Below are 22494 nucleotides of genomic sequence, written 5' to 3'. Positions count from 1 at the left end.
ATGAGTCTCTTCGAGGACGGCCGGCCCTTTCTGCACGCGCTCCCCGCCGACGACCGGCGCGCCCTGCTCGCGCTCGGCAGCCCGCGGACGTACGGCCCCTCCGAGGTCGTCCTGCGCGAACACGACCGCACCACCTTCGTCGTCGCGATCGTCTCCGGCTGGGCCACCGTCTCCGTGGAGACCGAGCGCGGGGTTCGGCTCATCCTGGCGCTGCGTGGCGCGGGCGAAGTCGTCGGCGACCAGGCCGCGGTGGACCATGGTTCGCGCAGCGCCACCGTCACCGCGCTCGGCCGGATGGAGGCGGTCGTGGTCTCCGGCGACCGGTTCCGCGCCTATCTGGCGGCGCGGCCGGTCGCCACCGTACTGATCATGCGTCAGTTCAGTTCCCGGCTGCGCAGTTCCGACGGCGAACGGCGCTCCCTCGCCTCCGAGAAGGTGCTCCAGCGGCTGGCCGCCCGGCTGGTCGAGATCGCCGAACGCACCGGCCACCCCGGCCCCGGCGGGGCCATCGCCGTCGATCTGCCGCTGCCGCAGCACGACATCGCGGCCGCCGTGGGCTCGACCCGGGAGGCCGTAGCCAAGGCGCTGCGGCTGCTGCGCGACCAGGGCGTCGTACGGACCGCCTCGCGCCGCTTCGAAGTGCGGGACATCGGCCTGCTGCGGCTGCTGGCCGAGGGGCGCGCGACCGGGGAGCACATTCCGGCGCGCCCCTGCGAATGAGCGCGGGCGCGCACGCCCCGCGAATGTGCGCGACTGTGTAAATGGCTACAGCCCCCGTCCCGCCCCCGGCCCACCCTGGTGGTGGCACAGGTGAACGGGACCGTGTGCGACGGGGGTGCACACGGCCCAGCGCCTGGCACCGGAGAAGGGCGGCGGGGCGGATCGAGGGAGAGGTCCCGCCGCCCGCTTCGGGCCTCCCTCCAGGGATGCCACCCCCGAAGACCTACGCGTACGGGGACACGGCATGAAGGACGGCGCGCGATGAACGACGAACCGGACGGCATCGACACCCCGGCGGCCCCGGGCCCGCGGCGGCTGGACATCCCGAGGGGCGGCCCGCTGGACGGCGTGGGGGAGGCGGGCGGCGCCCGCACGGCGCGCGAGGCGCGCGCCCATCTGCGCCTCACCGACTGCCCGCCGCGTCCGCCCGACGCGGACGAGCACCGTCCGCTCCCCGAAGGGCCGGTGGCCCGCGAGGAGTTGGCGCTGTTGCGCCGCGTCCACCGGCCCGCCCCCGGCCACGCCGCGATGCGGGAGCGGCTGCGCCACACCCGCCTCCTCGCCCTGTGCGGCGAACCCGGCACCGGCCGCGCCTGGACGGGCCTCGCGCTCCTCGCCGAACTGACCGACGAACCGACCGAAGGCGACGACCCGGCCGAAGCGGCGGGCGGCGAAGTGGTCCGGCTCGGTCCCGGGACGGTCCCCGCCGGGCCGCAGATCGAGCGCGGTCACGGCTACCTCCTCGAACTGCCCGCCGATGCGACCGACCCCGGGCCCCTCCTGGACCGGCTGCGCGCCCGCTTCGCCGAGCGCGGGGCATTCGGCGTCGTCCTGGTCGCGGACGGCCCGGCCGCCGACCGGCTGCTGGGCGCCCGCCGCCACGCCGTACCGTACGAACCCCCGCCCGCCGCCGAGGTGCTGGACCACCACTTGGCCCATCTGCTCGCGGACAAGCCCGCCGAGCTGCTGGACCTCGCCCGCGCCACCGCCGCCCGCCCCGATGTGGCCGACGCCCTCGGCCTGGACGAGCCGCGTCCCGGCGAGGCCGCCCGGCTCGCCCGGCACCTCGCCGCCCACGCCGAGGGGCGGCTGTCCGACGAAGGGCTGCTGGAGCGCTGCCGGGCCTTCGCCCCGGACCAGGCCCGCGCGTGGTTCGACGGCGCGGGCCGCCCCGGCACCCTGCCCGCCGCGCTACCCGCCCTGCGGACGGCGGCGCTGCGCATCGCGCTCGCCGTCTTCAACGGCTCGGCGCACAGCCTCACCGCCGAGGCCGCCGAGCTGCTGACCTGGGAGCTGGCCGTCACCGTCGACCCCCAGTACGCGCCCGGGCGCCCGCTGTTCGCCGCCCGCCCCGGCGCCGGGCTCGCCGCGGCGCGCGCGGTGTGCTGCGACGGCGCGGAGGACCTGGGGGAGGTGTCGGTCCCCGTCCGCGCCGTCCGGTTCCAGGGGCGGCGGCTGGCATCCGCGGTGCTGTACGAGGCATGGGACGGGCACCACAACGTCCGCGGCCCGATGGCCCGTTGGCTGCGCGCCCTGTGCGACGATCCGCGCCCCCAGGTGTGGGTGCGCGCGGCGGTCGCCGCGGGCGTGCTCTGCGCCCGCGACTATCTGTACGGCTTCGTCGAACTGCTGCTGCCGCTGGCCCGCGCCGACAGCCCGGTGCAGCGGATGGCCGCCGCCACGGCGCTCGCCGAGGCGGCCCGCGACGACGGCGTACGGCCCGCCGTGGACGGCCTGTTGCGCGGCTGGGCGCTCGGCGACGACGCGCGCGAGCGCGAGACGGCGGTCCTCGCCCACGGCTACGGACTCGCCGCGGGTTCGGTCCGGGCGTCGCTGGAGGAGCTGGCCCGGCTGGCGTACGCCGACGACGGGCGGACCACCTCGTACAGCGTGCTGCGGCTGCTGGCCGGGACGGATCCGGAGGCCGTGCTCGCCGCACTCGCCGCCTGGCTGCACGACACCCGGCGGCCGCGGCGGGACCTCGCGCTGCTGACGGTGCTGCGCGCCGTCACCACCCGCGCCTCGCATCTGTGGGGGCTCGGCGAGGTGCCCGAACTGGAGCCGTACGCCGCCTGGCCGCTGGCCACCGCGCTGCTGGCCGCGCGCCCGGGCAGCGCACCGCGGCTCGCCGAACTGCTGCGGGCCGCCCTGACCTCGGCCCGCTCGGCGGCCGCGGCCGAGGACGCGCTGGTCGGCTGGATCCGGCGGGCCGCCCGCGACGACCGCCAGCTGGCGGTGTTGTACGGCTTCCTGCCCCGGCTGGCGCACGACGGTGACGAACCGCTCGACGTACGGGCGGCCACCCGGATCCGGGAGGTGCTGGAAGCGCTGTGAGGAGAGAGACGTCGATGGTGAAGGACACGGACTGCACGCGGGACACGGAGCAGACACGGAACACGCCGGACACCCCGGACGGCGGCCCGCCCCCGACGCCGGTGGGCGCCGTACGCACCCTCCGCACCCTGCGAGAGGCGCTGCGCCACGGCGGCGACGCCCTGCCCGCGGCGCTGCGCGAGGCCGACGACGGGCTGCTGCTGAGCGCGCTCGACGCGGGGCTGCCCGCCGACCGGGCCACCCGCGTCGTGGTCGAGCTGGTGCGCCGCGCGCCCGAGCGCGGGCCACGGCTCGCCGACGCGGTCTGCGAGAAGGTGCTGATCGCCCACCTCTACCTCGATCAGCCGGGCGGGAGCGGCCGCCTCCGGGTGCGCAACGCGCTGATGCTGTACGAGGGCCTGGTGCGCCCGTACGCGGACCGGGGCGCCGTCCCCGAGCTGATGGCGTGCGTCCTGCCCGGGCTGTGGGGGGCGGGCGACGGCGCGGGGCGCGAGGTGGTGCGCCGTATCGTCGCCACCCGGCAGGTCACCGGGTTCGGGGAGAAGGGCTGGAAGGCGCTGTTCGGCGGCCTGGCCGAGGAGTGCCGGGAGCATGAGGAGTGCCGGGGGCGCGCGGAGGCCGTCTCCCGCGGCGCCCGGCGGCCCCTCCGGTGGCCCGCGCGCCGCCGCGGCGCCGAGGACGGCGGCCGTATCGATCTCCAGCCCGGTCAGCTGTGGGTCTCGGCCCTGCTGGGCTTCCTGGCCGTGGCCCTTGTCCTGATCGTCATCCTGGCCGCGGCCTGATCCTGGCCGCGGCCTGATCCCGGCCGCTGCCTGATCCCGGCCGCTGCCTGATCCTGGCGGTTGCCTCATCCCGGCCGCGGACCGGACAGGGGCCCTTGGTCACGACTTGTGTCGCGGGTCATCCGCAGCGAGCCCGAAGCGGCGAAGATGGGAATCATGGGATTCCATGTGGACTCGGAGGCCGGGCGGCTGCGCCGCGTCATTCTGCACCGTCCCGACTTGGAGCTGAAGCGGCTCACCCCCACCAACCGGGACGCGCTCCTCTTCGACGACGTCCTGTGGGTGCGCCGGGCCCGCCAGGAGCACGACGGATTCGCGGACGTGCTGCGCGACCGGGGCGTCGAGGTCCATCTGTTCGGCGACCTGCTGGCCGAGAGCCTGGCCCTGCCCACGGCGCGGGACCTGGTGCTGGACCGGGTCTTCGACGAGAAGGAGTACGGTCCGCTGGCCACCGACCGGCTGCGCGCGGCCTTCGACGAGCTGACCGCCCCGGAACTGACGGAGGCGCTGATCGGCGGCATGACGAAGCGCGAGTATCTGGCCCGGTTCGCGGAGCCGGTGTCCATCCGCTTCCACGCCATGGAGCCGGACGACTTCCTGGTGAACCCGCTGCCCAACCACCTCTTCACCCGGGACGCCTCCGCCTGGGTGTACGACGGGGTGGCCATCAACGCGATGCGCTGGCCCGCCCGCTGGCACGAGACGGTGCACTACGAGGCCGTCTACCGCCACCACCCCCTGTTCGCGGACGAGGACTTCCACGTCTGGTCGGAGGGCCAGGCCGCCTACCCCTCGACCATCGAGGGCGGCGACGTCCTGGTGATCGGCAAGGGCGCGGTGCTGATCGGGATGAGCGAGCGGACCACCCCGCAGGCGGTGGAGATGCTGGCGCACCGGCTGTTCGAGGCCGGTTCCGCCCGTACGATCGTGGCGCTCGACATGCCCAAGGGGCGCGCCTTCATGCACCTCGACACGGTGATGACGATGGTCGACGGGGACACCTTCACCCAGTACGCGGGGCTCGGGATGCTCCGCTCGTACACCATCGAGCCGGGCGCGGGCAGCCGGGAGCTGAAGGTCACCGACCATCCGCCGGAGCACATGCACCGGGCCATAGCCGCGGCCCTCGGCCTGGACGCCATCCGGGTGCTCACCGCCACCCAGGACGTGCACGCGGCGGAGCGCGAGCAGTGGGACGACGGCTGCAATGTGCTCGCGGTCGAGCCGGGCGTGGTGGTCGCCTACGAGCGGAACGCGACGACCAACACGTTCCTGCGCAAGCGCGGCATCGAGGTCATCGATATCCCGGGCAGTGAGCTGGGCCGCGGCCGGGGCGGGCCGCGCTGCATGAGCTGCCCGGTCGAGCGGGACGCCGTGGAGTCGTAACGGCGGGGTCATTCCCGGACCTCCCTCCGTATATATACAGTCTCTCGTATATGCTTCCAGGGCTCGACCCTGCTCGGCCTCGTTTGACCTGCCCGACCTGCTGCACCCGCTCGACCGCGACCTAGGAGCCCACCCCATGGCGATTGACCTCACCGGCCGCCACTTCCTCAAGGAGCTGGACTTCACCGCAGAGGAGTTCCGGCACCTGGTCGACCTGTCGGCCGAGCTGAAGGCGGCGAAGCGCGCGGGCACGGAGACGCGCCGGCTCCAGGGCAGGAACATCGCCCTGATCTTCGAGAAGACCTCCACCCGCACCCGCTGCGCCTTCGAGGTCGCCGCCGCCGACCAGGGCGGCTCGACCACGTACCTCGACCCGACCGGCTCGCAGATCGGCCACAAGGAGTCCGTCAAGGACACGGCGCGGGTGCTCGGCCGGATGTACGACGCGATCGAGTACCGCGGACACGGCCAGGGCGTCGTCGAGGCGCTGGCCACCCACGCCGGGGTGCCGGTCTACAACGGCCTCACCGACGAGTGGCACCCCACGCAGATGCTCGCCGACGTCCTCACCATGGCCGAGCACAGCGAGAAGCCGCTGGACCGGATCGCCTACGCCTACCTCGGCGACGCCCGGTACAACATGGGCAACTCCTACCTCGTCACCGGCGCCCTGCTGGGCATGGACGTGCGGATCGTCGCGCCCAAGCTGCTGTGGCCGGACAACACCATCGTGGAGCTGGCCCGCCAGATGGCCACGGCCTCCGGCGCCCGGATCACGCTCACCGAGGACGTCTCCGAGGGCGTGCGCGGCGCGGACTTCATCGCCACCGACGTGTGGGTGTCGATGGGCGAACCCAAGGAGGTGTGGGACGAGCGGATAGCCCTGCTGGGGCCGTACGCGGTGACGATGGACGTGCTGCGGGCCACCGGCAACGACGCCGTGAAGTTCATGCACTGCCTCCCGGCCTTCCACGACCTGGGCACCGATGTGGGCCGGGAGATCTACGAGCGGCACGGGCTGACCGAGCTGGAGGTCACCGAGGAGGTCTTCGAGTCGGAGCACTCGGTCGTCTTCGACGAGGCGGAGAACCGGATGCACACCATCAAGGCGGTGCTGGTCGCGACGCTCGGCTCGGCGTAGCCGTCAGCCCTCCGCGGCTTCCGCCGGGGGAAGGGTGAACCAGACGGCCTTGCCGTAGGGGGTGGGGCGGTAGCCGGTGTCCGCGCTGAGGGCTCGGATGAGCAGCAGTCCGCGTCCCCGTTCGGCGAGGATTTCGGGTCTCTTGGGTCCCTCGGGGCGGCCCGGGCCGTCGGCCTCCCGGACGCCCTGGCCGTCCGGGCCGCTGAAACCGCCGGGCGGGGTGGGGTCCTGGTCGTGCACCTCGACCTGCCAGCCGCCGGTCGGTACCAGCTCCACCACCAGCTCTATCGGCTCGTCCCCGGCCGTGTGCTGCACCGCGTTGGCGACCAGCTCGGCCGTCAGCAGCTCCGCCGTGTCGCCGTCCACGGGCGCGCCGATGTCCGCCAGCGTGTTGCGGATCAGCGCACGGGCCAGCGGCACCGCGGCCGTCGTGTGCGGCAGTGCGAAGCGCCAGGTGGCGGCGTGGAGGGGTTCGGGCACGTACGGGTCCAGACGGTCGGCGTGGAGCGGATACCGCAGCCCTTGACGGTATGAAGCGGACGATAGTGCCGGAAGGGACCATGGACCACTCTTGGGGGGACTTTGGTCTTATCGATCACGCGCCACGGACTATCGCGCACTCGTGACGACAGTCACGTACCAGTGATAACTTCGAGGGGCAGGCACCAGGAAGGCACCCGGCAGACCCAGCCGTCCGGCTGAAGGAGGCCATGGCCCCCATGAGTCCGTTCACCGGTTCCGCGCCCCGCACCGAGGAGTGGCGGCATCTGCACCTCACCCTCGACCAGGGCGTCGCCACCGTCACCCTCGCCCGCCCCGAGAAGCTCAACGCGCTCACCTTCGGCGCCTACGCCGATCTGCGCGACCTCCTCGCCGAGCTGGCCCGCGACGGCTCCGTCCACGCCCTCGTCCTCGGCGGCGAGGGGCGCGGCTTCTGCTCCGGCGGCGACGTCGACGAGATCATCGGCGCCACCCTCGCCATGGACACCCGCCGGCTGCTCGACTTCAACCGGATGACCGGGCAGGTGGTCCGCGTGCTGCGGGAGTGCCCCTTCCCCGTGGTGGCCGCCGTGCACGGCGCCGCCGCGGGCGCGGGCGCCGTCCTCGCCCTCGCCGCCGACTTCCGGGTCGCCGACCCCTCCGCCCGCTTCTCGTTCCTCTTCACCAAGGTCGGGCTCTCCGGCGGCGACATGGGCGCCGCCTATCTGCTGCCCCGCGTGGTGGGGCTCGGCCACGCCACCCGGCTGCTGATGCTCGGCGAACCCGTGCGCGCCCCCGAGGCCGAGCGCATCGGCCTGATCAGCGTGCTGGCCGACGAGGGGCAGGCCGGGGCGGAGGCGGCGGCGCTGGCCCGGCGGCTGGCCGACGGGCCCTCCCTCGCCCTCGCCCAGACCAAGGCGCTGCTCACCGCCGAACTCGACATGCCGCTGTCCGCCGCGATCGAGATGGACGCGTCGACCCAAGCGCTGCTGATGACCGGCGCGGACTACGCCGAGTTCCACGCCGCGTTCACCGCCCGCCGCGCCCCGCTGTGGCAGGGCCGATGACCACCGCCCCCGGTCCCGCCCCTCGCCGCCCGCTCCGCGTCGCCGTCGTCGGCGGCGGGCCCGGCGGGCTCTACGCGGCGGCGCTGCTCGCCCGCCTCGACCCGCGGCGCGAGATCACCGTCTGGGAGCGGGGCGGCCCCGAGGAGACCTTCGGCTTCGGCGTCGTCCTGTCCGACGAGACCCTCGGCGGCATCGAGCACGCCGACCCGGTCGTCTACGCCGCCCTCCGCGACGCGTTCGTCCGCTGGGACGACATCGACGTGACCCACCGCGGCCATGTGCTCACCTCCGGCGGCCACGGCTTCGCCGCCCTCGGCCGCCGCCGGCTGCTGCGCATCCTCCACGAGCGCTGCCAGGCCCTCGGGGCCCACCTCCGGTTCCGCAGCGAGGCGCCGCCCACCGAGCAGCTGTCCCGCGCGTACGACCTGGTCATCGCGGCCGACGGCGCGGGCAGCGCCACCCGCCGGGCCCACGCCGACGCCTTCCGCCCCCGCATCACCACCCACCGCTGCCGCTACATCTGGCTCGCCGCCGACGTCGCCTTCGACGCCTTCCGCTTCGAGATCGCCGAGACCGAGCACGGCGTCATGCAGTTGCACGGCTATCCCTATGAGCCGGACGCCAGCACCGTCATCATCGAGATGCGGGAAGAGGTGTGGCGGCGGGCCGGGCTCGACCGCTGCACCGAACGCGAGTCGACCGAGCGCTGCGCCAAGCTCTTCACCGACGCCCTCGGCGGCCACCCCCTGCGCGGCAACCACTCCCAGTGGACCGCCTTCCGCACGGTCGTCAACGAGCGCTGGTCACACGGCAATACGGTCCTCATCGGCGACGCCGCGCACACCGCCCACTTCTCCATCGGCTCCGGCACCAAACTCGCCGTCGAGGACGCCCTCGCCCTGGCCGCCTGCCTCGAAGAACACCCCGCCCTCCCCGACGCGCTCGCCGCGTACGAGGCCGAACGCCGCCCGGTCGTCGCCTCCACCCAGCGCGCGGCGCGTGCCAGCCTGGAGTGGTTCGAGAACCTGGAGCTGTACCTGGACCAGCCGCCGCGGCAGTTCGCCTTCAACCTCCTCACCCGCAGCCGGCGCGTCACCCACGACAACCTGCGGCTGCGCGACGGGGAGTTCGTCGAGACGGTGGAGCGCGAGGCCGCCGTACCCGCCGCCACACCGCCCATGTTCACCCCCTTCCGCCTCCGCGGCCTCACCCTCCGCAACCGCGTCGTCGTGTCCCCCATGGACATGTACTCCGCCGCCCCCGACGGCACCCCCGGCGACTTCCACCTCGTCCACCTCGGCGGCCGGGCCCTCGGCGGGGCCGGTCTGGTGATGACGGAAATGGTCTGTGTCAGCCCGGAGGGCCGCATCACCCCCGGCTGCACCGGCCTCTACGCCGACGCCCACGAAGTCGCCTGGCGCCGCGTCACCGACTTCGCCCACACCCACTCCCCGGGCGTGGCCGTCGGCGTCCAGCTCGGCCACAGCGGGCGCAAGGGCTCCACCCGGCTGATGTGGGAGGGCATCGACACCCCTCTCCCGCACGGCAACTGGCCGCTTCTCGCCCCCTCGCCCCTCCCGTACCGCCCCGGCGTCAACCAGACCCCGCAGGCCCTCGACGCCGCCGGACTCGCCGCCGTCCGCGATCAGTTCGTCCGCGCCGCCGAGCGCGCCGCCCGCGCGGGCTTCGACCTCCTCGAACTCCACTGCGCCCACGGCTATCTGCTCTCCAGCTTCCTCTCCCCGCTCACCAACCACCGCACCGACGCCTACGGCGGCTCCCTCGACGCCCGCCTCCGCTACCCCCTGGAGGTCTTCGACGCCGTCCGCGCCGTCTGGCCCGACGACCGCCCGATGACGGTCCGCATCTCCGCCACCGACTGGGCCGACGGCGGCACCACGGCCGACGACGCCGTCGTCGTCGCCGCTGCCTTCACCGCCCACGGCGCCGACGCCATCGACGTCTCCACCGGCCAGGTCGTCCCCGACGAGACCCCCGACTACGGACGCTCGTACCAGACCCCCTACGCCGACCGCATCCGCAACGAACTCGGCGTCCCCGTCATCGCGGTCGGCGCCATCTCCTCCTGGGACGACGTCAACTCCCTGATCCTGGCGGGCCGCGCCGACCTCTGCGCCCTCGCCCGCCCCCACCTCTACGACCCCCACTGGACCCTGCACGCCGCCGCCGACCAGAACTACACCGGCCCCGCCACCCCCTGGCCCCTCCCGTACCAGGCGGGCAGCCGCACACCCCCGACCGGCCGCACCGATGCCCCGAGGCCGCGGCTCGCCCTCTAGAGAGGCCCGAGCAGGGCGGTGGTGAGCCCGCACAGTGCCGTGATCAGGTCCCGGCCCAGGGTGTGCCACGACTCCTCCGCCCGGGCCGGGTCGACGCGGCCGTTGGCCAGGTCGTACTCCAACTCGGCGAAGGCGTGCACCGACAGCTGGCGCACCATCGTGCCGTGCCGCTCCAGGAGGTCGGGACGGATGTCGTCCCGGCGGATCGCGCCGATCTCGCCCAGGAGGCCGAGGGACGGCGTCTCCAGATGTTCCCGCACGACGTAGTCGCGCAGCGCGGGTTCGACGAGGGCCTGGGCGAAGAAGCGTGCGCACCAAGCGGGGGTGCCCGCCTCGATGTACGTCTCGACGTTCGGCAGGATCAGGCAGCCGTAGTGGTCCTCCAGGGACACCGTGTCCTGCCCGCGCAGCGCCTCCACCATGGCGATGCGGTGCTTCTCGACGAGTGCTGTGTGGTGCGACAGGATCGTCCTGATGAGCCCGTCACGGCTCTCGAAGTGGTACTGCACCGCCGAGTTGTTGCGCTGCCCGGCTGCCTCGCTGATCTGCCGCACCGAGACGCCCGCGAAGCCGCGCTCGGCGTAGAGCCGCTCGGCGGTGCGCATCAGTTTGTCCCGCGCGAGCACCGAGCGCGCGGACGGCGGGGCAGCCGGGCCGGGAAGCGTCATTCCGCTGGAGTCATTCCGCTGAAGGGATCATTCCGTCAGGCTGATGGCCCCGGTCGGACACGCCGCGGCGGCCTCACGGACGGCATCGCGGTGCTCCGGCGGCGGAGCGTCGTCCAGCACGACCACGATCCCGTCCTCCTCCCGCTGGTCGAAGACCTCATCGGCCCTGACCACGCACATCCCGCTGGCGCAGCAGAGCCCCTCGTCGACAGTGATCTTCATGCTACCTCCCTCGCCGCCCGTCACCAGGTGACCCACATGTCCTCGAAACCGCCCGCGGCGACCCCCTCGCGGATGCGGAGCGCCTCCGGGGCGTCCCGCAGCCGCAGCTCGGGCAGTCGCCTGACGAACGTCCCCAGCACCACCTGGAGTTCCACCCGGGCGAGCGTCTGGCCGACACAGAAGTGCGGCCCCGCACCGAAGGCGAGGTGCTGGGCGTTGTTCTCACGGCGCGGATCGAACCGGTCGGGCTCGGGGAACTTGCGCTCGTCCCGGTTGGCGGCGTGCAGATTGACGAACAACGTGCTCCCGGCGCCCACCGGAACCCCGCTGACCTCCGTGTCCTCGGTGATGAACCGGGGGATGCCCACCCCGCCGTTCGCGTCCATCCGCAGGGCCTCCTCCACCACACCCGGCACCAGGTCCGGATCGGCGAGTACCGCCTCGTAGCGCTCCCGCTCCGACAGCAGCATCGCCGTCATCTTCAGGATCATGTTGGACGTGGTCTCGTGCCCCGCCAGCAGGAGGCCGACCGCGGTGGAGATCAGCTCGTCGTGGCTGAGCCGCCCGTCCTCGCTGTCGGAGATCTGCGTCAGCTCACTGAGCAGATCGTCGCCCGGCTCCGCCCGCTTGCGCTCGACCAGTTCCGACGCGTAGGCGTGGAAGTCCCGCTGCGCTTCGTCCACTTCGGCCTGCGTGTAACGCGTCAGCGTCAGCAGGACCTCCGACCACCGCGCGAACTTGTCCTGGTCCTCGCTCGGCGCGCCCAGCAGCGCGCAGATGACCCGCACCGGCAGCGGAAGCGCCAGCGCCGCGCGCAGATCCGCGGGCGACCCCTTGGCCACCATGTCGTCCACCAGCGCGTCGGCCATCTCCTGCACGCGCGGCCGCCACGCCTCCATCTTCTTCACCGTGAACGCACGGCTGATCAGCCGCCGCCACCGCCGGTGCCCCGGCCCCTCCTTGTTGTCCACCCGCCCCTGGGCCGGCCGGCTGAACATGCCACCGTCCTCGGTGGTCGACATCCGCGCCGCGCCCTCCCGGTCGAGGTTCCGGCTGAACCGCGGATCGGTCAGCAGCCCGCGCACCTCCTCGTACCCGGTCAGCAGACCGACCACATCCCCACTCGGCATCCGCACATGCGCCACGGGACACGCGGCCCGCGTCTCGGCCCACTCCCGCGGGGGCTCCAGCACGTTGGGCTGCTCGAACGGGTAGTCAGGAACGACGTCAGTCATGGGCGGACTCCTCCGGTGTCGGGGACCTCCTGAGCACCGTAAGACGGTCGTCTTATTAAATCAACGGGCTTAGGAGGTCTGGCCGACATTCGACCCGCGGGGTGGTGTCAGTCCCAGGCGTTGAACAGCACTCCGCCCAGCGTGGTGATCCCGAAGTAGCCGATCTGGTGCCACTCGGCCCGCGAGAACCCCGACGTGTCCAGGTCGGTGAGAGGCGTTCCCAACTGCTCGGCCGTCAGCACGTCGAAGCCCGAGGCCGAGAAGACGTCCGACCAGGGAGGTGGGGAGGCGAAGCCGCCGTCGTGCCCGGTCCGCCGCTCTTCGGCGAAGGCGATCCAGGGGTGATGGGCGTGGCACAGGACGACATGCTCGTCGGCGCGCCGGAGGATCGAGGCGGTGTGGAAGGTCCGGGGGTACGTCCGCTCCTCCACCGTGCCGACCCGGCCACCGGCCGCGCGAGCGGCTGCGTGGAGGGCGGTGCGGAAGGCGCGCACGTCGGTTTCCGGGAGCGGGCCGTGCTCGGGCCGGGCGAAACCGGTCGCGCCTCGTGGCAGGGGGAACACCGTGTCTCCTGGGCTCAGGGCTTGGCGCGGGTGTCGCCGTGAGGTGGCGGTGGATCTCGTACGCGAGCCTCGCGCCACCGGCGAGCAGCGGCGGCAGGAGGAGCTTCGTCAGGGCTGCCGTCTGCCCGCCCGTGCCCGCGCGCAGCCACAGCAGGAGGGCGCCGGTGGCGGCGAGGTGGAGGAGGGCCCAGAGCAGTCCCGTTCGGGGCTCGCGGGAGGGGATGGTGGCGGCGAGGGCCCATAACCACGGTATGAGGGCGAACCCCAGGGCTGCGAGTGCCATCAGGCCGGTCTCGCCGTCGTGCCGTGCAGCACGGCCGCGGCGTGCTCCGCGGCCGCGTCGCGCAGGCGGGTGTGGAGGGCCGTGAAGACCTCGGCGGCGTGGGCGCCGGGCCAGTCGTCGGGGAGCAGGGCGGGCGGCAGGCCGGGGTCGGCGTAGGGGAGGTGGCGCCAGGAGTCGAGGGCCAGGAGGTAGTCGCGGTAGGCGTCTTCGGGGGTGGGGGCGCGGTCGGTCCAGTGGGCGAGGACCGGTTCGTGGGCGGTGAGGAACGCGCGGTGGAGGGCGGCGAGTTCGTCCAGGTCCCACCAGCGGCGGACCGCCTCGGCGGTGGGGGTGAAGCCCGCGTGGTCGCCCCGGAAGAGGTCGACGTAGGAGTCGAGGCCGAGGCGTTCCAGGGTGTGGCGGGTCTCGTCGTAGAGGCGGTCCGGGGCGATCCAGACGCCGGGGGCGGCGGTGCCGAAGCCGAGGCGGGAGAGGCGGGAGCGGAGCAGGTGGCGCTTGTTGCGCTCCTGTTCGGGGACGGAGAAGACGGCGAGCAGCCAGCGGTCGGGCCCGGGGGTGGGGCGGGGGTAGATGTGCTGGTCGCCGTCGTCGAGGAGCTGGCGGGCGTCGGCGGACAGGGCGTAGCCCGCGGCGCCGGTGGCGGTGCGGTCGGCGACCAGCAGGCCGCGCCGCTTGAGGCGGGAGACGGCGGAGCGCACCGAGGGCGGGTCGACGCCGACGGTGCCCATCAGCCGGATGAGGGCGGCGACGGGCACCGGCCCGGCCGGGCGGCCGGGGGCGCCGCGCCCGTAGGCGCCGTAGTGGGTGACGATGAGGGAGCGCGGGGTGTGCTGGCCGTTCACGAGGTCACTGTAAGGCGGTCACAGGGGGGCGCCGTCGCGGAGGCGGTAGCGCTGGAGCTTGCCGGTGGCGGTGCGGGGGAGTTCGTCGAGGAAGACGAAGCGGCGCGGGCATTTGTAGGGGGTGAGTTCGGCGGTGGTGTGGGCCTTGAGGGCGGCCACGGTCTCCTCGGTGCGCGGGATGCCCGGGCGCAGCACCACGTGGGCGACGACGATCGTGCCGCGCTCCGCGTCCGGCTGTCCGGTGACGGCGGCTTCGACCACGTCGGGGTGGCGCAGCAGGGCGTCTTCGACCTCGGGGCCCGCGATGTTGTACCCGGACGAGATGATCATGTCGTCGGCGCGCGCCACATAGCGGAAGTAGCCATCCGGATCGCGGATGTAGGTGTCGCCGGTGAGGTTCCAGCCGTCGCGTACGTACGTGAGCTGGCGCTCGTCCGCCAGGTAGCGGCAGCCGGTCGGGCCGCGCACGGCGAGCAGGCCCGGTTCGCCGTCGGGGACGGGGCGCAGGCCGACGTCGACGACTCGGGCTTCGTAGCCGGGCACCGGAACGCCCGTGGTGCCCGGGCGGATCGCGTCGTCGGCGGCGGACAGGAAGATGTGGAGGAGTTCGGTGGCGCCGATGCCGTTGATGATGCGCAGCCCGGTGGTCTCGTGCCAGTCGTGCCAGGTGGCGGCGGGCAGGTTCTCCCCGGCGGAGACGCAGCGGCGCAGCGAGGAGACGTCGTACGCCCCGGGTTCGGTGCGCAGCCGGTTCAGCATGGCCCGGTAGGCGGTCGGCGCGGTGAACAGCACCGACACCCGGTGCCGCGCGATGTCGCCGAGCAGCCGCTCCGGCCCGCCGCCGCCCCGGTCGGTCAGCAGCGCCGACGCCCCGGCGCGCAGCGGGAAGACGACGAGACCGCCGAGGCCGAAGGTGAAGCCGAGCGGCGGGCTGCCCGCGAACACGTCGTCGGGGGTGGGCCGCAGCACCTGGGCCGAGAAGGTGTCGGCGATGGCGAGGACGTCGCGGTGGAAGTGCATGCAGCCCTTGGGTCGCCCGGTGGTTCCCGAGGTGAAGGCGATGAGGGCGACGTCGTCGGCGGAGGTCGGGACGGCCTCGTACGACGCGGGCGCGCGGGCCGCGAGCCGCAGCAGGTCGTCGGGCGCGTCACCGCCGTAGGTGAGGGTGCGCAGCCCCGGCACCCCGGCCTTGATGAGGTCGTCCGCGCACCGCGCGTCGCACAGGGCGTGCCCGACCCGGGCGATGTCGCAGATCGTGGCCAGTTCGCGGGACCGCTGGGCGGCCAGGACGGTCACCGCGACCGCGCCCGCCTTCATGACGGCGAGCCAGCAGGCGGCCAGCCACGGCGAGGTGGGGCCGCGCAGCAGCACCCGGTTGCCGGGGACGACGCCGAGGGTGGTGGTGAGGGTGTGCGCGATGCGGTCGACGTGCGCGCGCAGGTCCCCGTACGTCCACACCGTGCCGGAGCCGTCGCGCACGGCGGCCCGCTCCGGGCCGTACCGCTCCACCGTGCGATCCAGTAACTCCGCCCCGCAGTTGAGCCGGTCGGGGCGGCGTGGCCCCGGCAGGTCCAGGAGGAAGCCGGGCCACTGGTCGCCGGGCGGGAGGTGGTCACGGGCGAAGGTGTCGACGTGTGCCGAAGGCCTGAGCTCCATCGAGGTTGCGCCCCCTGCCTGCCCGATGTGCCTGCCGGATGGCTGTCTGAAGTCGCTTTGTCAGCGTAACGTGATGGTGACGACAGTCAATATGCCGCGATAAGGGTTGTGCCGAGGGAGGCCCCCGATGCCGTCATTCGCACTGGATCCGGAGCAGCGGCGCTGGTGCGCACGGCTGCGCGCGCTGGCCCGCGACCGGCTGCGGCCGCTCGCGGACGCCGGTACGCCGGGGCGGATCAACCGGCCGTTGACCGTCTGCTTGGGTGAACTGGGCCTGCTGGAGCGGCTGTTCCCGGAGGACGGGCCGGTCCGGGCGCTCGATCTGTGCCTCCTGCGCGAGTCGCTGGCCATGGAGTGCACCGAGGCAGAGACGGCGCTCGCCCTCCAGGGGCTCGGCGCGTACCCGATCGTGCTGTCCGGCGGCGAGAAGCTGTATGAGCGCTGGATGCCCGGGATCCGGGCGGGCCGCACCGTCACCGCCTTCGCGCTGAGCGAGCCGGACGCCGGGTCGGACGCGGCCGCGCTCACCCTGCGGGCCGACCGGGACGGGGCCGGGGGCTGGCGGCTGACCGGCGAGAAGTGCTGGATCTCCAACGCGCCCGAGGCCGACGTCACCACCGTCTTCGCCCGCACCACCCCGGGCGCGGGCTCACGCGGCGTCACCGCCTTCCTGGTCCCCGCCGACCGCCCCGGACTCGGCGGCGAGCCCTTGGAGATGCTCAGCCCGCACCCCATCGGCCGCCTCGTCTTCGACGGCGTCCCGGTCACCGCCGAGGACGTGCTCGGCGTGCCGGACGCGGGCTTCCGCGTCGCGATGCGCACCCTCAACCTGCTGCGGCCGAGCGTGGGCGCGTTCGCCGTCGGCATGGCGCAGGCGGCGCTGGACGCCTCGCTGGCGCACGCCGGGAGCCGCACCGCCTTCGGCGGTCCGCTCAAGGACCTCCAGTCGGTCGCGCACCAGCTCGCCGAGATGGCCACCCGTACCGAGGCCGCCCGGCTCCTGGTGTACGCGGCGGCGAGCGCGTACGACGACGGCGAGCCCGGCATCGCCCGGCGCTCGGCCATGGCCAAGCTGCTGGCCACCGAGACCGCGCAGTACGTCGTGGACGCGGCCGTCCAGATCCACGGCGCCCGCGCGCTGCGCCGCGGCCATCTGCTGGAACACCTCTACCGCGAGGTGCGCGCGCCCCGCATCTACGAGGGCGCCACCGAGGTCCAGCGCACGATCATCGCGAAGGAGCTGTACCGATGACCGAGCCCCTGCACCGGATCAACCCCGCCGAGCTGTCCCCGCCCACCGGATTCAGCCACGCCGTCACCGCGACCGGCGGCCAACTGGTCTTCCTCGCCGGTCAGACCGCGCTGGACCAGGACGGCAAGGTCGTCGGGGACACCCTCCCCGCCCAGTTCCGCCGCGCGCTCACCAATCTGTTCACCGCGCTGGCGGCCGCCGGTGGCAGCCCCACCGACCTCGCCCGGCTGACCGTCTACGCCACCGACATCGCCGCCTACCGCGAGTGCGCCCCCGAACTCGGCCGGATCTGGCGGGAGATGGCCGGCCGCGACTATCCGGCGATGGCCGTCATCGGCATCGTCCGGCTGTGGGACGAGGAGGCGATGGTCGAACTGGACGGCATCGCGGTGCTGCCGTAGCGAAACGCCCTTGCTCTGTAATTCCGGAATAACGTAGTCTCCGGTCCATGGCCGACGAGTCCCTGTCCGAGCGGGTCGCCGCACTCGAAGAACGGGTGTCGCGGCTGGAGTCCGAAGCGCCGGACACCCCGCGGAACGAGGTGTTCTGGGCCCTGGAGGAACTGCGCCGACGGAGCACGGGACACGGGCAGGTGCTGTTCACCGGTGCGGTCGAGATGCCCACCGGCAAGCACTACGAATGGCAGCAGGGCGCCACGACCGACGGCCTGCTGGACGCGGACTGGTCCGAACACGCCGCGCCCTACGCCGCGTTGGGTCACCCGGCGCGGCTCACCCTGCTGCGCGCCGTACTGGGCGGCACCCGCTCGGCGGCCGAACTCCAGGAGACCGCCGGGCTGAACACCACCGGCCAGCTCTACCACCACCTCAAGCAGCTGACGGCCACGGGCTGGCTCCAGGCCGAGGGCCGCGGCCACTACCAGGTGCCCGCGGGCCGGGTCGTGCCGCTGCTCGTGCTGCTGTCCGCGGTGGTGCCACCAGCCGAACCGACCACGGGGGAATGACGCATGAACCGACGTACATTCATCACCACTGCGGCCACCGCTGCCGCGGGCGCCTCGCTGCTGTCCGGCACCGCCGCCGCGGCCGACGACACCCTGCGCGCACAGGTGCGGCGCACCTTGGACCAGGTGCTGGCCGCCGGGAGCCCGAGCGCGGTGTGCGGCGTCATCCAGGGTGAACGGACGTACGTGGCGGGCGCGGCCGGAAAGGGGAAGCGGACGCCGAACGGCCGGACCGTCTTCCAGCTCGGCTCGATCGGCAAGACGCTCACCGCCACCGCCCTCGCCCGTGCCGTCACCGCGGGCGAAACGCGCCTCGACGCACCGCTCACCCTGCCCGCACGGTTCCCCATCCCCCGCAAGGGCCCCCGCCGGATCACCCTCGCCGACCTGGCGACCCACTCGTCCGGTCTGCCCTCGCTGCCGCCCAACCTCCTCGACGGGGCGAACCCCTACGACCCGTACGCGCGCTACACGCTGGACGACCTGGCCGAGGGGCTCGCCAAGACCACCCTGGCCACCGAGCCGGGCGAGAAGTACGCGTACTCCAACCTGGGCTTCGGACTCCTCGGCCAGGCACTCGCCTTCGACCGCGTGGACGCGATGCTGCGGCACCGCGTGACCGCGCCGCTGCGACTGGCCGACACCACGACGACACTGCGGCCGGACATGCTGCTCCGCAAGGCCGTGGGCCACTACGAGGGCACGCCGGTGCCCGACTGGCACGACCGCGTGCTCAGCGGCGCGGGCACCTCCGTATACAGCACGGTCGACGACATGCTGCGCTTCCTGGCCGCCCAACTCCGCCCCGAACGCTCCCCGTTGCGTGACGCCATCGAACTCACCCAGCGGCCCCACTTCACCGCCGGCCGCGGTCTGCGGCTCGGGCTCGCCTGGCACCTCAGCCCACTGCCCGGCGGCCGCACCATGATCTTGCACAACGGACAAACCGGCGGCTTCGGCACCTGCGCGGCGTTCAACCGGGAGAGCGGGACAGCGGTGGTGATGATGACGAACAATGTCAGCCCGGTGCCCGAGGGGAAGGACCGCCCGATGGACACGCTCACCTACGGGCTGCTGGACGACCTCGACGCCGGCCGCTGATCTTGACGGAACGAGGAGCTCTGATACTCATGGCCGACGAGCGCGTTGTCGTCGTCACCGGTGGAGGCACCGGCATCGGCGCCGCGACCGCCCGGTTGCTGCGCGCCGAGGGACACCACGTCGTCATCGGTGGCCGACGGCCCGAGCCCCTGCGCCGGATCGCCGACGAAACCGGCGCCCTGGCCCACGTCGGCGATCTCACCGACGCGGCTGTCGTCCGCGAGCTGGTCGACAACACCGTCTCCCGCTACGGCAGGCTCGACGGACTGGTTCTCAACGCGGGCGTGGGGCGCAGCGGAGCGGTGGGAGACCTCTCGGACGAGACCTGGGATCTGGTGCTCCGCACCAACCTGACCGCCCCCTTCCTGCTGATGCGCGCGGCGCTCCCGCACCTGTTGGAGGCCCGCGGCTCGGTGGTCGCCGTCGCCTCCGTCGCGGCGCTGCGCAACGGAATGGGCAACGCCGCGTACGCGACCTCCAAGGCCGCGCTGCTCCAGCTGTGCCGCTCGTTGTCCGTCGATTACGGCCGCCGGGGGCTGCGGGCCAACACCGTGTGCCCCAGTTGGGTGCGCACCGAGATGGCCGACGGCCGCATGGCCCGCTTCGCCGAGGAGGCGGACCTGGACGGCGGTGTCGAGGAGGCGTACGAGGAGGCGACCGCCCTCATACCCGCGGGCCGCCCGGGCGACCCGTCCGAAGTCGCCGAGGCGATCGCCTGGTTGCTGTCGCCCGCCGCGTCCTTCGTCAACGGCGCGACCCTCACCGTGGACGGCGGCGTCGCGGCGCTCGACGGAGGCACGGCGCCGTTCGGCTTCCGCGTGGAGCGACGCGGCGGCGACTCCTGACCGACGGGGGCGCGGCGCCGCGGCGCCGCGCCCCCGTCCGGCTGGGCCTCAGATGTCGCGGAACGTCTCGATCTGGGCGCCGATCGAGTTCAGCCGCTCGGCCAGGTCCTCGTAACCCCGGTTGATCACGTACACGTTGCGCAGTACGGAGGTGCCGGGCGCGGCCATCATCGCCAGCAGGACGACCACGGCGGGGCGCAGCGCGGGCGGGCACATCATCTCGGCGGAGCGCCAGCGGGTGGGGCCCTCGACCAGGACCCGGTGCGGGTCGAGGAGTTTGACGTGGGCGCCGAGCCGGTTCAGCTCCGTCAGATAGATGGCGCGGTTGTCGTAGACCCAGTCGTGGATCAGTGTCGAGCCCTGGGCGGCGGCCGCGATGGCGGCGAAGAAGGGGACGTTGTCGATGTTGACGCCGGGGAACGGCATCGGGTGGATCTTGTCGATGGGCGCCTGGAGCTTCGACGGCCGGACCGTCAGGTCGATCAGGCGGGTGCGGCCGTTGTCCGCCGCGTACTCCGCGCTGCGCTCGTGGTCGAGGCCCATCTCCTCCAGGATGGCCAGCTCGATCTCCAGGAACTCGACCGGCACCCGGCGGATGGTCAGCTCCGACTCGGTGACGACGGCGGCGGCGAGCAGGCTCATCGCCTCCACCGGGTCCTCGGAGGGCGCGTAGTCGACGTCGCGGTCGATGTGGGTGACGCCGTGGACGGTGAGCGTCGTGGTGCCCACGCCCTCGACCTTGACGCCCAACTCCTCCAGGAAGAAGCAGAGATCCTGGACCATGTAGTTGGAGGAGGCGTTGCGGATGACGGTGACGCCGTCGTGGCGGGCGGCCGCGAGCAGGGCGTTCTCGGTGACCGTGTCGCCGCGTTCGGTCAGCACGATCGCGCGGGTGGGGGAGACCGAGCGGTCGACGCGGGCGTGGTACATGCCGTCGGTGGCGGTCACTTCGAGGCCGAAGGGGCGCAGCGCGGTCATGTGCGGCTGCACGGTGCGGGTGCCGAGGTCGCATCCGCCCGCGTAGGGGATCCGGAAGCGGTCCATCCGGTGCAGCAGCGGGCCGAGGAACATGATGACGCTGCGCGTGCGGCGCGCGGCCTCGGTGTCCATGGAGTCGAGGTCCAGCTCGGCGGGCGGCACGATCTCCAAGTCGTTCCCGTCGTTGAGCCAGCGGGTGCGGACGCCGATGCTGCCCAGCACTTCGAGGATGCGGTAGACCTCCTCGATCCTGGCGACTCTCCGCAGCGTGGTGCGGCCCGCGTTGAGGAGGGTGGCGCACAGCAGCGCCACGCACGCGTTCTTGCTCGTCTTCACGTCGATGGCGCCGGAGAGGCGGCGCCCGCCGACTACTCGGAGATGCATCGGGCCCGCGTACCCGAGGGAGACGATCTCACTGTCCAGCGCCTCACCGATACGGGCGATCATCTCAAGGCTGATGTTCTGATTCCCGCGCTCAATGCGGTTGACGGCACTCTGGCTGGTGCCGAGCGCCTCCGCGAGCTGCGACTGGGTCCAGCCACGGTGCTGGCGGGCGTCACGGATGAGCTTGCCGATGCGGGAGAGGTAGTCGTCAGTCATACAGAAGAGGCTATCTCAGATATGAGATGCGCATGCGACTGGGGTGGGGTGAGGTGTGAGGGCTGTCCACCCGAGTATTGTTCTAGTAGTACCCGAACAAGGGAGGTTGTCGTGACCCAAGCCTGGCGGCGCGCTGCCGTCGCCGCTCTGCCCTTTCTGCTGGCCTGGGCCGCTGTGCTGGCCGTCTACGCCGCGCTGCGGGACCGGCTGCCGGATCGGCTCGCCACGCATTTCGGCCCCGGAGGGCAGGCCGACGGATTCACCGGTCTGGGTGCCTTCCTCCCGGTGGTCACCACCCTTCTGCTGCTGCCCGGCCTCATCGTGGCGGTCGTCGCCCTCCGCTCGCGTACGGCGCTCGGCGCGCAGCAGGGGCTGGTCGCCATCGGGTTCGGGACGGCCGCGATGCTCGGCTACGCCCACATCGTGATGCTGTGGGTCAACGCCAGTGCCGCCCGTGCCGCCGACGTGACCTTCCCCCTGTGGCACCTGGCCGTGTCCCTCGCCGCCGCCGGGGTCGTCGGCTGGGCGGGATGGCTGCTGGCCGGGCGGGACGCGGCGCCCGCCGACGAGACCGCCGAGGCGGCCGGACCCCGGCTGCCGCTCGCCAAGGGCGAGGCCGCCGTCTGGACGCGCGGCGTCGGATCGCCCGTGCTGGCCGTTCTGGGGGCGGGCACCACCCTGCTGGGTGTGGTGCTCGCCGTGGCCACGGACACGAGGGCGGAAACGGCGCTGATCGTCGTCGGGCTGATCTCGGTGGCGCTGTCCCGCTGCCGGGTCACCGTGGACCGCCGCGGCCTGTCCGTCGCACCGTGGTTCGCCCCGCGCCCGCGGATGCGGATACCGCTGGAGCGGATCGCGAACGCCACCAGCCGTGAGGCCCGCGTCCTCGGCCTCGGCGGCTGGGGCTATCGCATCCAGTCGGGGCGCAGCGCCCTGGTGCTGCGCTCGGGCGACGCGCTCTTCCTGCGGCTGACCACCGGCAAGGAGTTCGTGGTGACGGTGGACGACGCCGCCACCGCGGCGGCCCTGCTCAACACCCTGGTCGAGCGCGACCGGACCAATACTGGAACGTAAG

General features: G+C 73.1%; 21 protein-coding genes. 13 read left to right on the top strand and 8 right to left on the bottom strand.

What is annotated here, in order from left to right; genetic code table 11:
- The 5 genes from LCH29_RS14020 to argF all read left to right on the top strand — a co-directional run bounded on the left by LCH29_RS14020 (position 1) and on the right by argF (position 6363).
- Positions 1-720: a Crp/Fnr family transcriptional regulator gene (locus LCH29_RS14020; RefSeq protein ID WP_009714497.1), complete on the top strand. Its 720-nt coding sequence runs from the start codon at positions 1-3 to the stop codon at positions 718-720.
- Between the two features lie 261 nt (positions 721-981).
- Positions 982-3054, top strand: coding sequence for a hypothetical protein (locus tag LCH29_RS14015; RefSeq protein WP_446462044.1), 2073 nt, complete (start codon positions 982-984; stop codon positions 3052-3054).
- A 14-nt stretch (positions 3055-3068) separates the two neighbouring features.
- Positions 3069-3836, top strand: a complete 768-nt coding sequence (locus tag LCH29_RS14010) for a hypothetical protein (protein WP_446462043.1) — start codon at positions 3069-3071, stop codon at positions 3834-3836.
- A gap of 156 nt (positions 3837-3992) precedes the next feature.
- A complete protein-coding gene (locus LCH29_RS14005) occupies positions 3993-5222 on the top strand; it encodes an arginine deiminase (protein WP_446462042.1) in 1230 nt (409 codons plus the stop codon).
- Between the two features lie 136 nt (positions 5223-5358).
- Positions 5359-6363, top strand: a complete 1005-nt coding sequence (gene argF, locus LCH29_RS14000) for an ornithine carbamoyltransferase (protein ID WP_446462041.1) — start codon at positions 5359-5361, stop codon at positions 6361-6363.
- A gap of 3 nt (positions 6364-6366) precedes the next feature.
- On the opposite strand, the gene LCH29_RS13995 is transcribed toward argF, so the two are convergent.
- The gene (locus LCH29_RS13995; RefSeq protein ID WP_446462085.1) at positions 6367-6855 is read right to left on the bottom strand and encodes an ATP-binding protein; all 489 of its coding nucleotides are present in this window, start codon (positions 6853-6855) and stop codon (positions 6367-6369) included.
- A gap of 227 nt (positions 6856-7082) precedes the next feature.
- On the opposite strand from LCH29_RS13995, the gene LCH29_RS13990 reads away from it, so the two are divergent.
- Both LCH29_RS13990 and LCH29_RS13985 read left to right on the top strand, forming a co-directional pair.
- Positions 7083-7910, top strand: coding sequence for an enoyl-CoA hydratase family protein (locus tag LCH29_RS13990; RefSeq protein ID WP_446462084.1), 828 nt, complete (start codon positions 7083-7085; stop codon positions 7908-7910).
- Entirely contained in the window at positions 7907-10210 is a 2304-nt protein-coding gene (locus LCH29_RS13985) for a bifunctional salicylyl-CoA 5-hydroxylase/oxidoreductase (protein ID WP_446462040.1), read from the top strand. Before LCH29_RS13990 ends, LCH29_RS13985 begins: the two co-directional genes overlap by 4 nt.
- Here the strand turns inward: LCH29_RS13985 and LCH29_RS13980 are convergent.
- The 6 genes from LCH29_RS13980 to LCH29_RS13955 all read right to left on the bottom strand — a co-directional run bounded on the left by LCH29_RS13980 (position 10207) and on the right by LCH29_RS13955 (position 15679).
- Entirely contained in the window at positions 10207-10878 is a 672-nt protein-coding gene (locus LCH29_RS13980) for a TetR/AcrR family transcriptional regulator (protein WP_446462039.1), read from the bottom strand. The two genes, LCH29_RS13985 and LCH29_RS13980, sit on opposite strands and share 4 nt — an antisense overlap.
- Before the next feature lie 27 nt (positions 10879-10905).
- A complete protein-coding gene (locus LCH29_RS13975; RefSeq protein ID WP_123100732.1) occupies positions 10906-11100 on the bottom strand; it encodes a ferredoxin in 195 nt (64 codons plus the stop codon).
- A gap of 20 nt (positions 11101-11120) precedes the next feature.
- Positions 11121-12335, bottom strand: a complete 1215-nt coding sequence (locus LCH29_RS13970) for a cytochrome P450 (protein WP_446462038.1) — start codon at positions 12333-12335, stop codon at positions 11121-11123.
- Between the two features lie 107 nt (positions 12336-12442).
- Positions 12443-12898, bottom strand: coding sequence for a hypothetical protein (locus tag LCH29_RS13965; RefSeq protein ID WP_446462037.1), 456 nt, complete (start codon positions 12896-12898; stop codon positions 12443-12445).
- Between the two features lie 282 nt (positions 12899-13180).
- The gene (locus LCH29_RS13960) at positions 13181-14023 is read right to left on the bottom strand and encodes a PaaX family transcriptional regulator (RefSeq protein ID WP_446462036.1); all 843 of its coding nucleotides are present in this window, start codon (positions 14021-14023) and stop codon (positions 13181-13183) included.
- 18 nt (positions 14024-14041) lie between these two features.
- Positions 14042-15679: an AMP-binding protein gene (locus LCH29_RS13955; RefSeq protein ID WP_446462035.1), complete on the bottom strand. Its 1638-nt coding sequence runs from the start codon at positions 15677-15679 to the stop codon at positions 14042-14044.
- A 127-nt stretch (positions 15680-15806) separates the two neighbouring features.
- On the opposite strand from LCH29_RS13955, the gene LCH29_RS13950 reads away from it, so the two are divergent.
- The 5 genes from LCH29_RS13950 to LCH29_RS13930 are packed head-to-tail and all read left to right on the top strand — an operon-like array spanning position 15807 to position 19841.
- On the top strand, positions 15807-16931 hold the full coding sequence (locus LCH29_RS13950) for an acyl-CoA dehydrogenase family protein (protein ID WP_446462034.1): 1125 nt from the start codon (positions 15807-15809) through the stop codon (positions 16929-16931).
- The gene (locus LCH29_RS13945) at positions 16928-17332 is read left to right on the top strand and encodes a RidA family protein (protein ID WP_123100721.1); all 405 of its coding nucleotides are present in this window, start codon (positions 16928-16930) and stop codon (positions 17330-17332) included. Before LCH29_RS13950 ends, LCH29_RS13945 begins: the two co-directional genes overlap by 4 nt.
- Before the next feature lie 47 nt (positions 17333-17379).
- On the top strand, positions 17380-17895 hold the full coding sequence (locus LCH29_RS13940) for an ArsR/SmtB family transcription factor (RefSeq protein ID WP_446462033.1): 516 nt from the start codon (positions 17380-17382) through the stop codon (positions 17893-17895).
- Between the two features lie 3 nt (positions 17896-17898).
- Positions 17899-18996 carry a serine hydrolase domain-containing protein gene (locus LCH29_RS13935; protein WP_446462032.1) on the top strand — a complete coding sequence of 366 codons (1098 nt, stop codon included), beginning with the start codon at positions 17899-17901 and terminating at the stop codon, positions 18994-18996.
- 29 nt (positions 18997-19025) lie between these two features.
- Positions 19026-19841, top strand: a complete 816-nt coding sequence (locus LCH29_RS13930) for an SDR family NAD(P)-dependent oxidoreductase (protein WP_446462031.1) — start codon at positions 19026-19028, stop codon at positions 19839-19841.
- A gap of 48 nt (positions 19842-19889) precedes the next feature.
- Here the strand turns inward: LCH29_RS13930 and LCH29_RS13925 are convergent, their stop codons facing one another.
- A complete protein-coding gene (locus LCH29_RS13925) occupies positions 19890-21419 on the bottom strand; it encodes a helix-turn-helix domain-containing protein (protein WP_123100717.1) in 1530 nt (509 codons plus the stop codon).
- 111 nt (positions 21420-21530) lie between these two features.
- Between LCH29_RS13925 and LCH29_RS13920 the strand changes: the two genes are divergently transcribed.
- On the top strand, positions 21531-22493 hold the full coding sequence (locus LCH29_RS13920) for a DUF1648 domain-containing protein (protein WP_446462030.1): 963 nt from the start codon (positions 21531-21533) through the stop codon (positions 22491-22493).
- The last annotated feature ends 1 nt before the right edge of the window (position 22494 follow it).

The sequence above is a fragment of the Streptomyces sp. BRA346 genome (assembly GCF_052851135.1).
The sequence above is the reverse complement of the archived record's forward strand: the minus strand, read 5'-3'. Positions and strand labels throughout refer to the sequence as shown.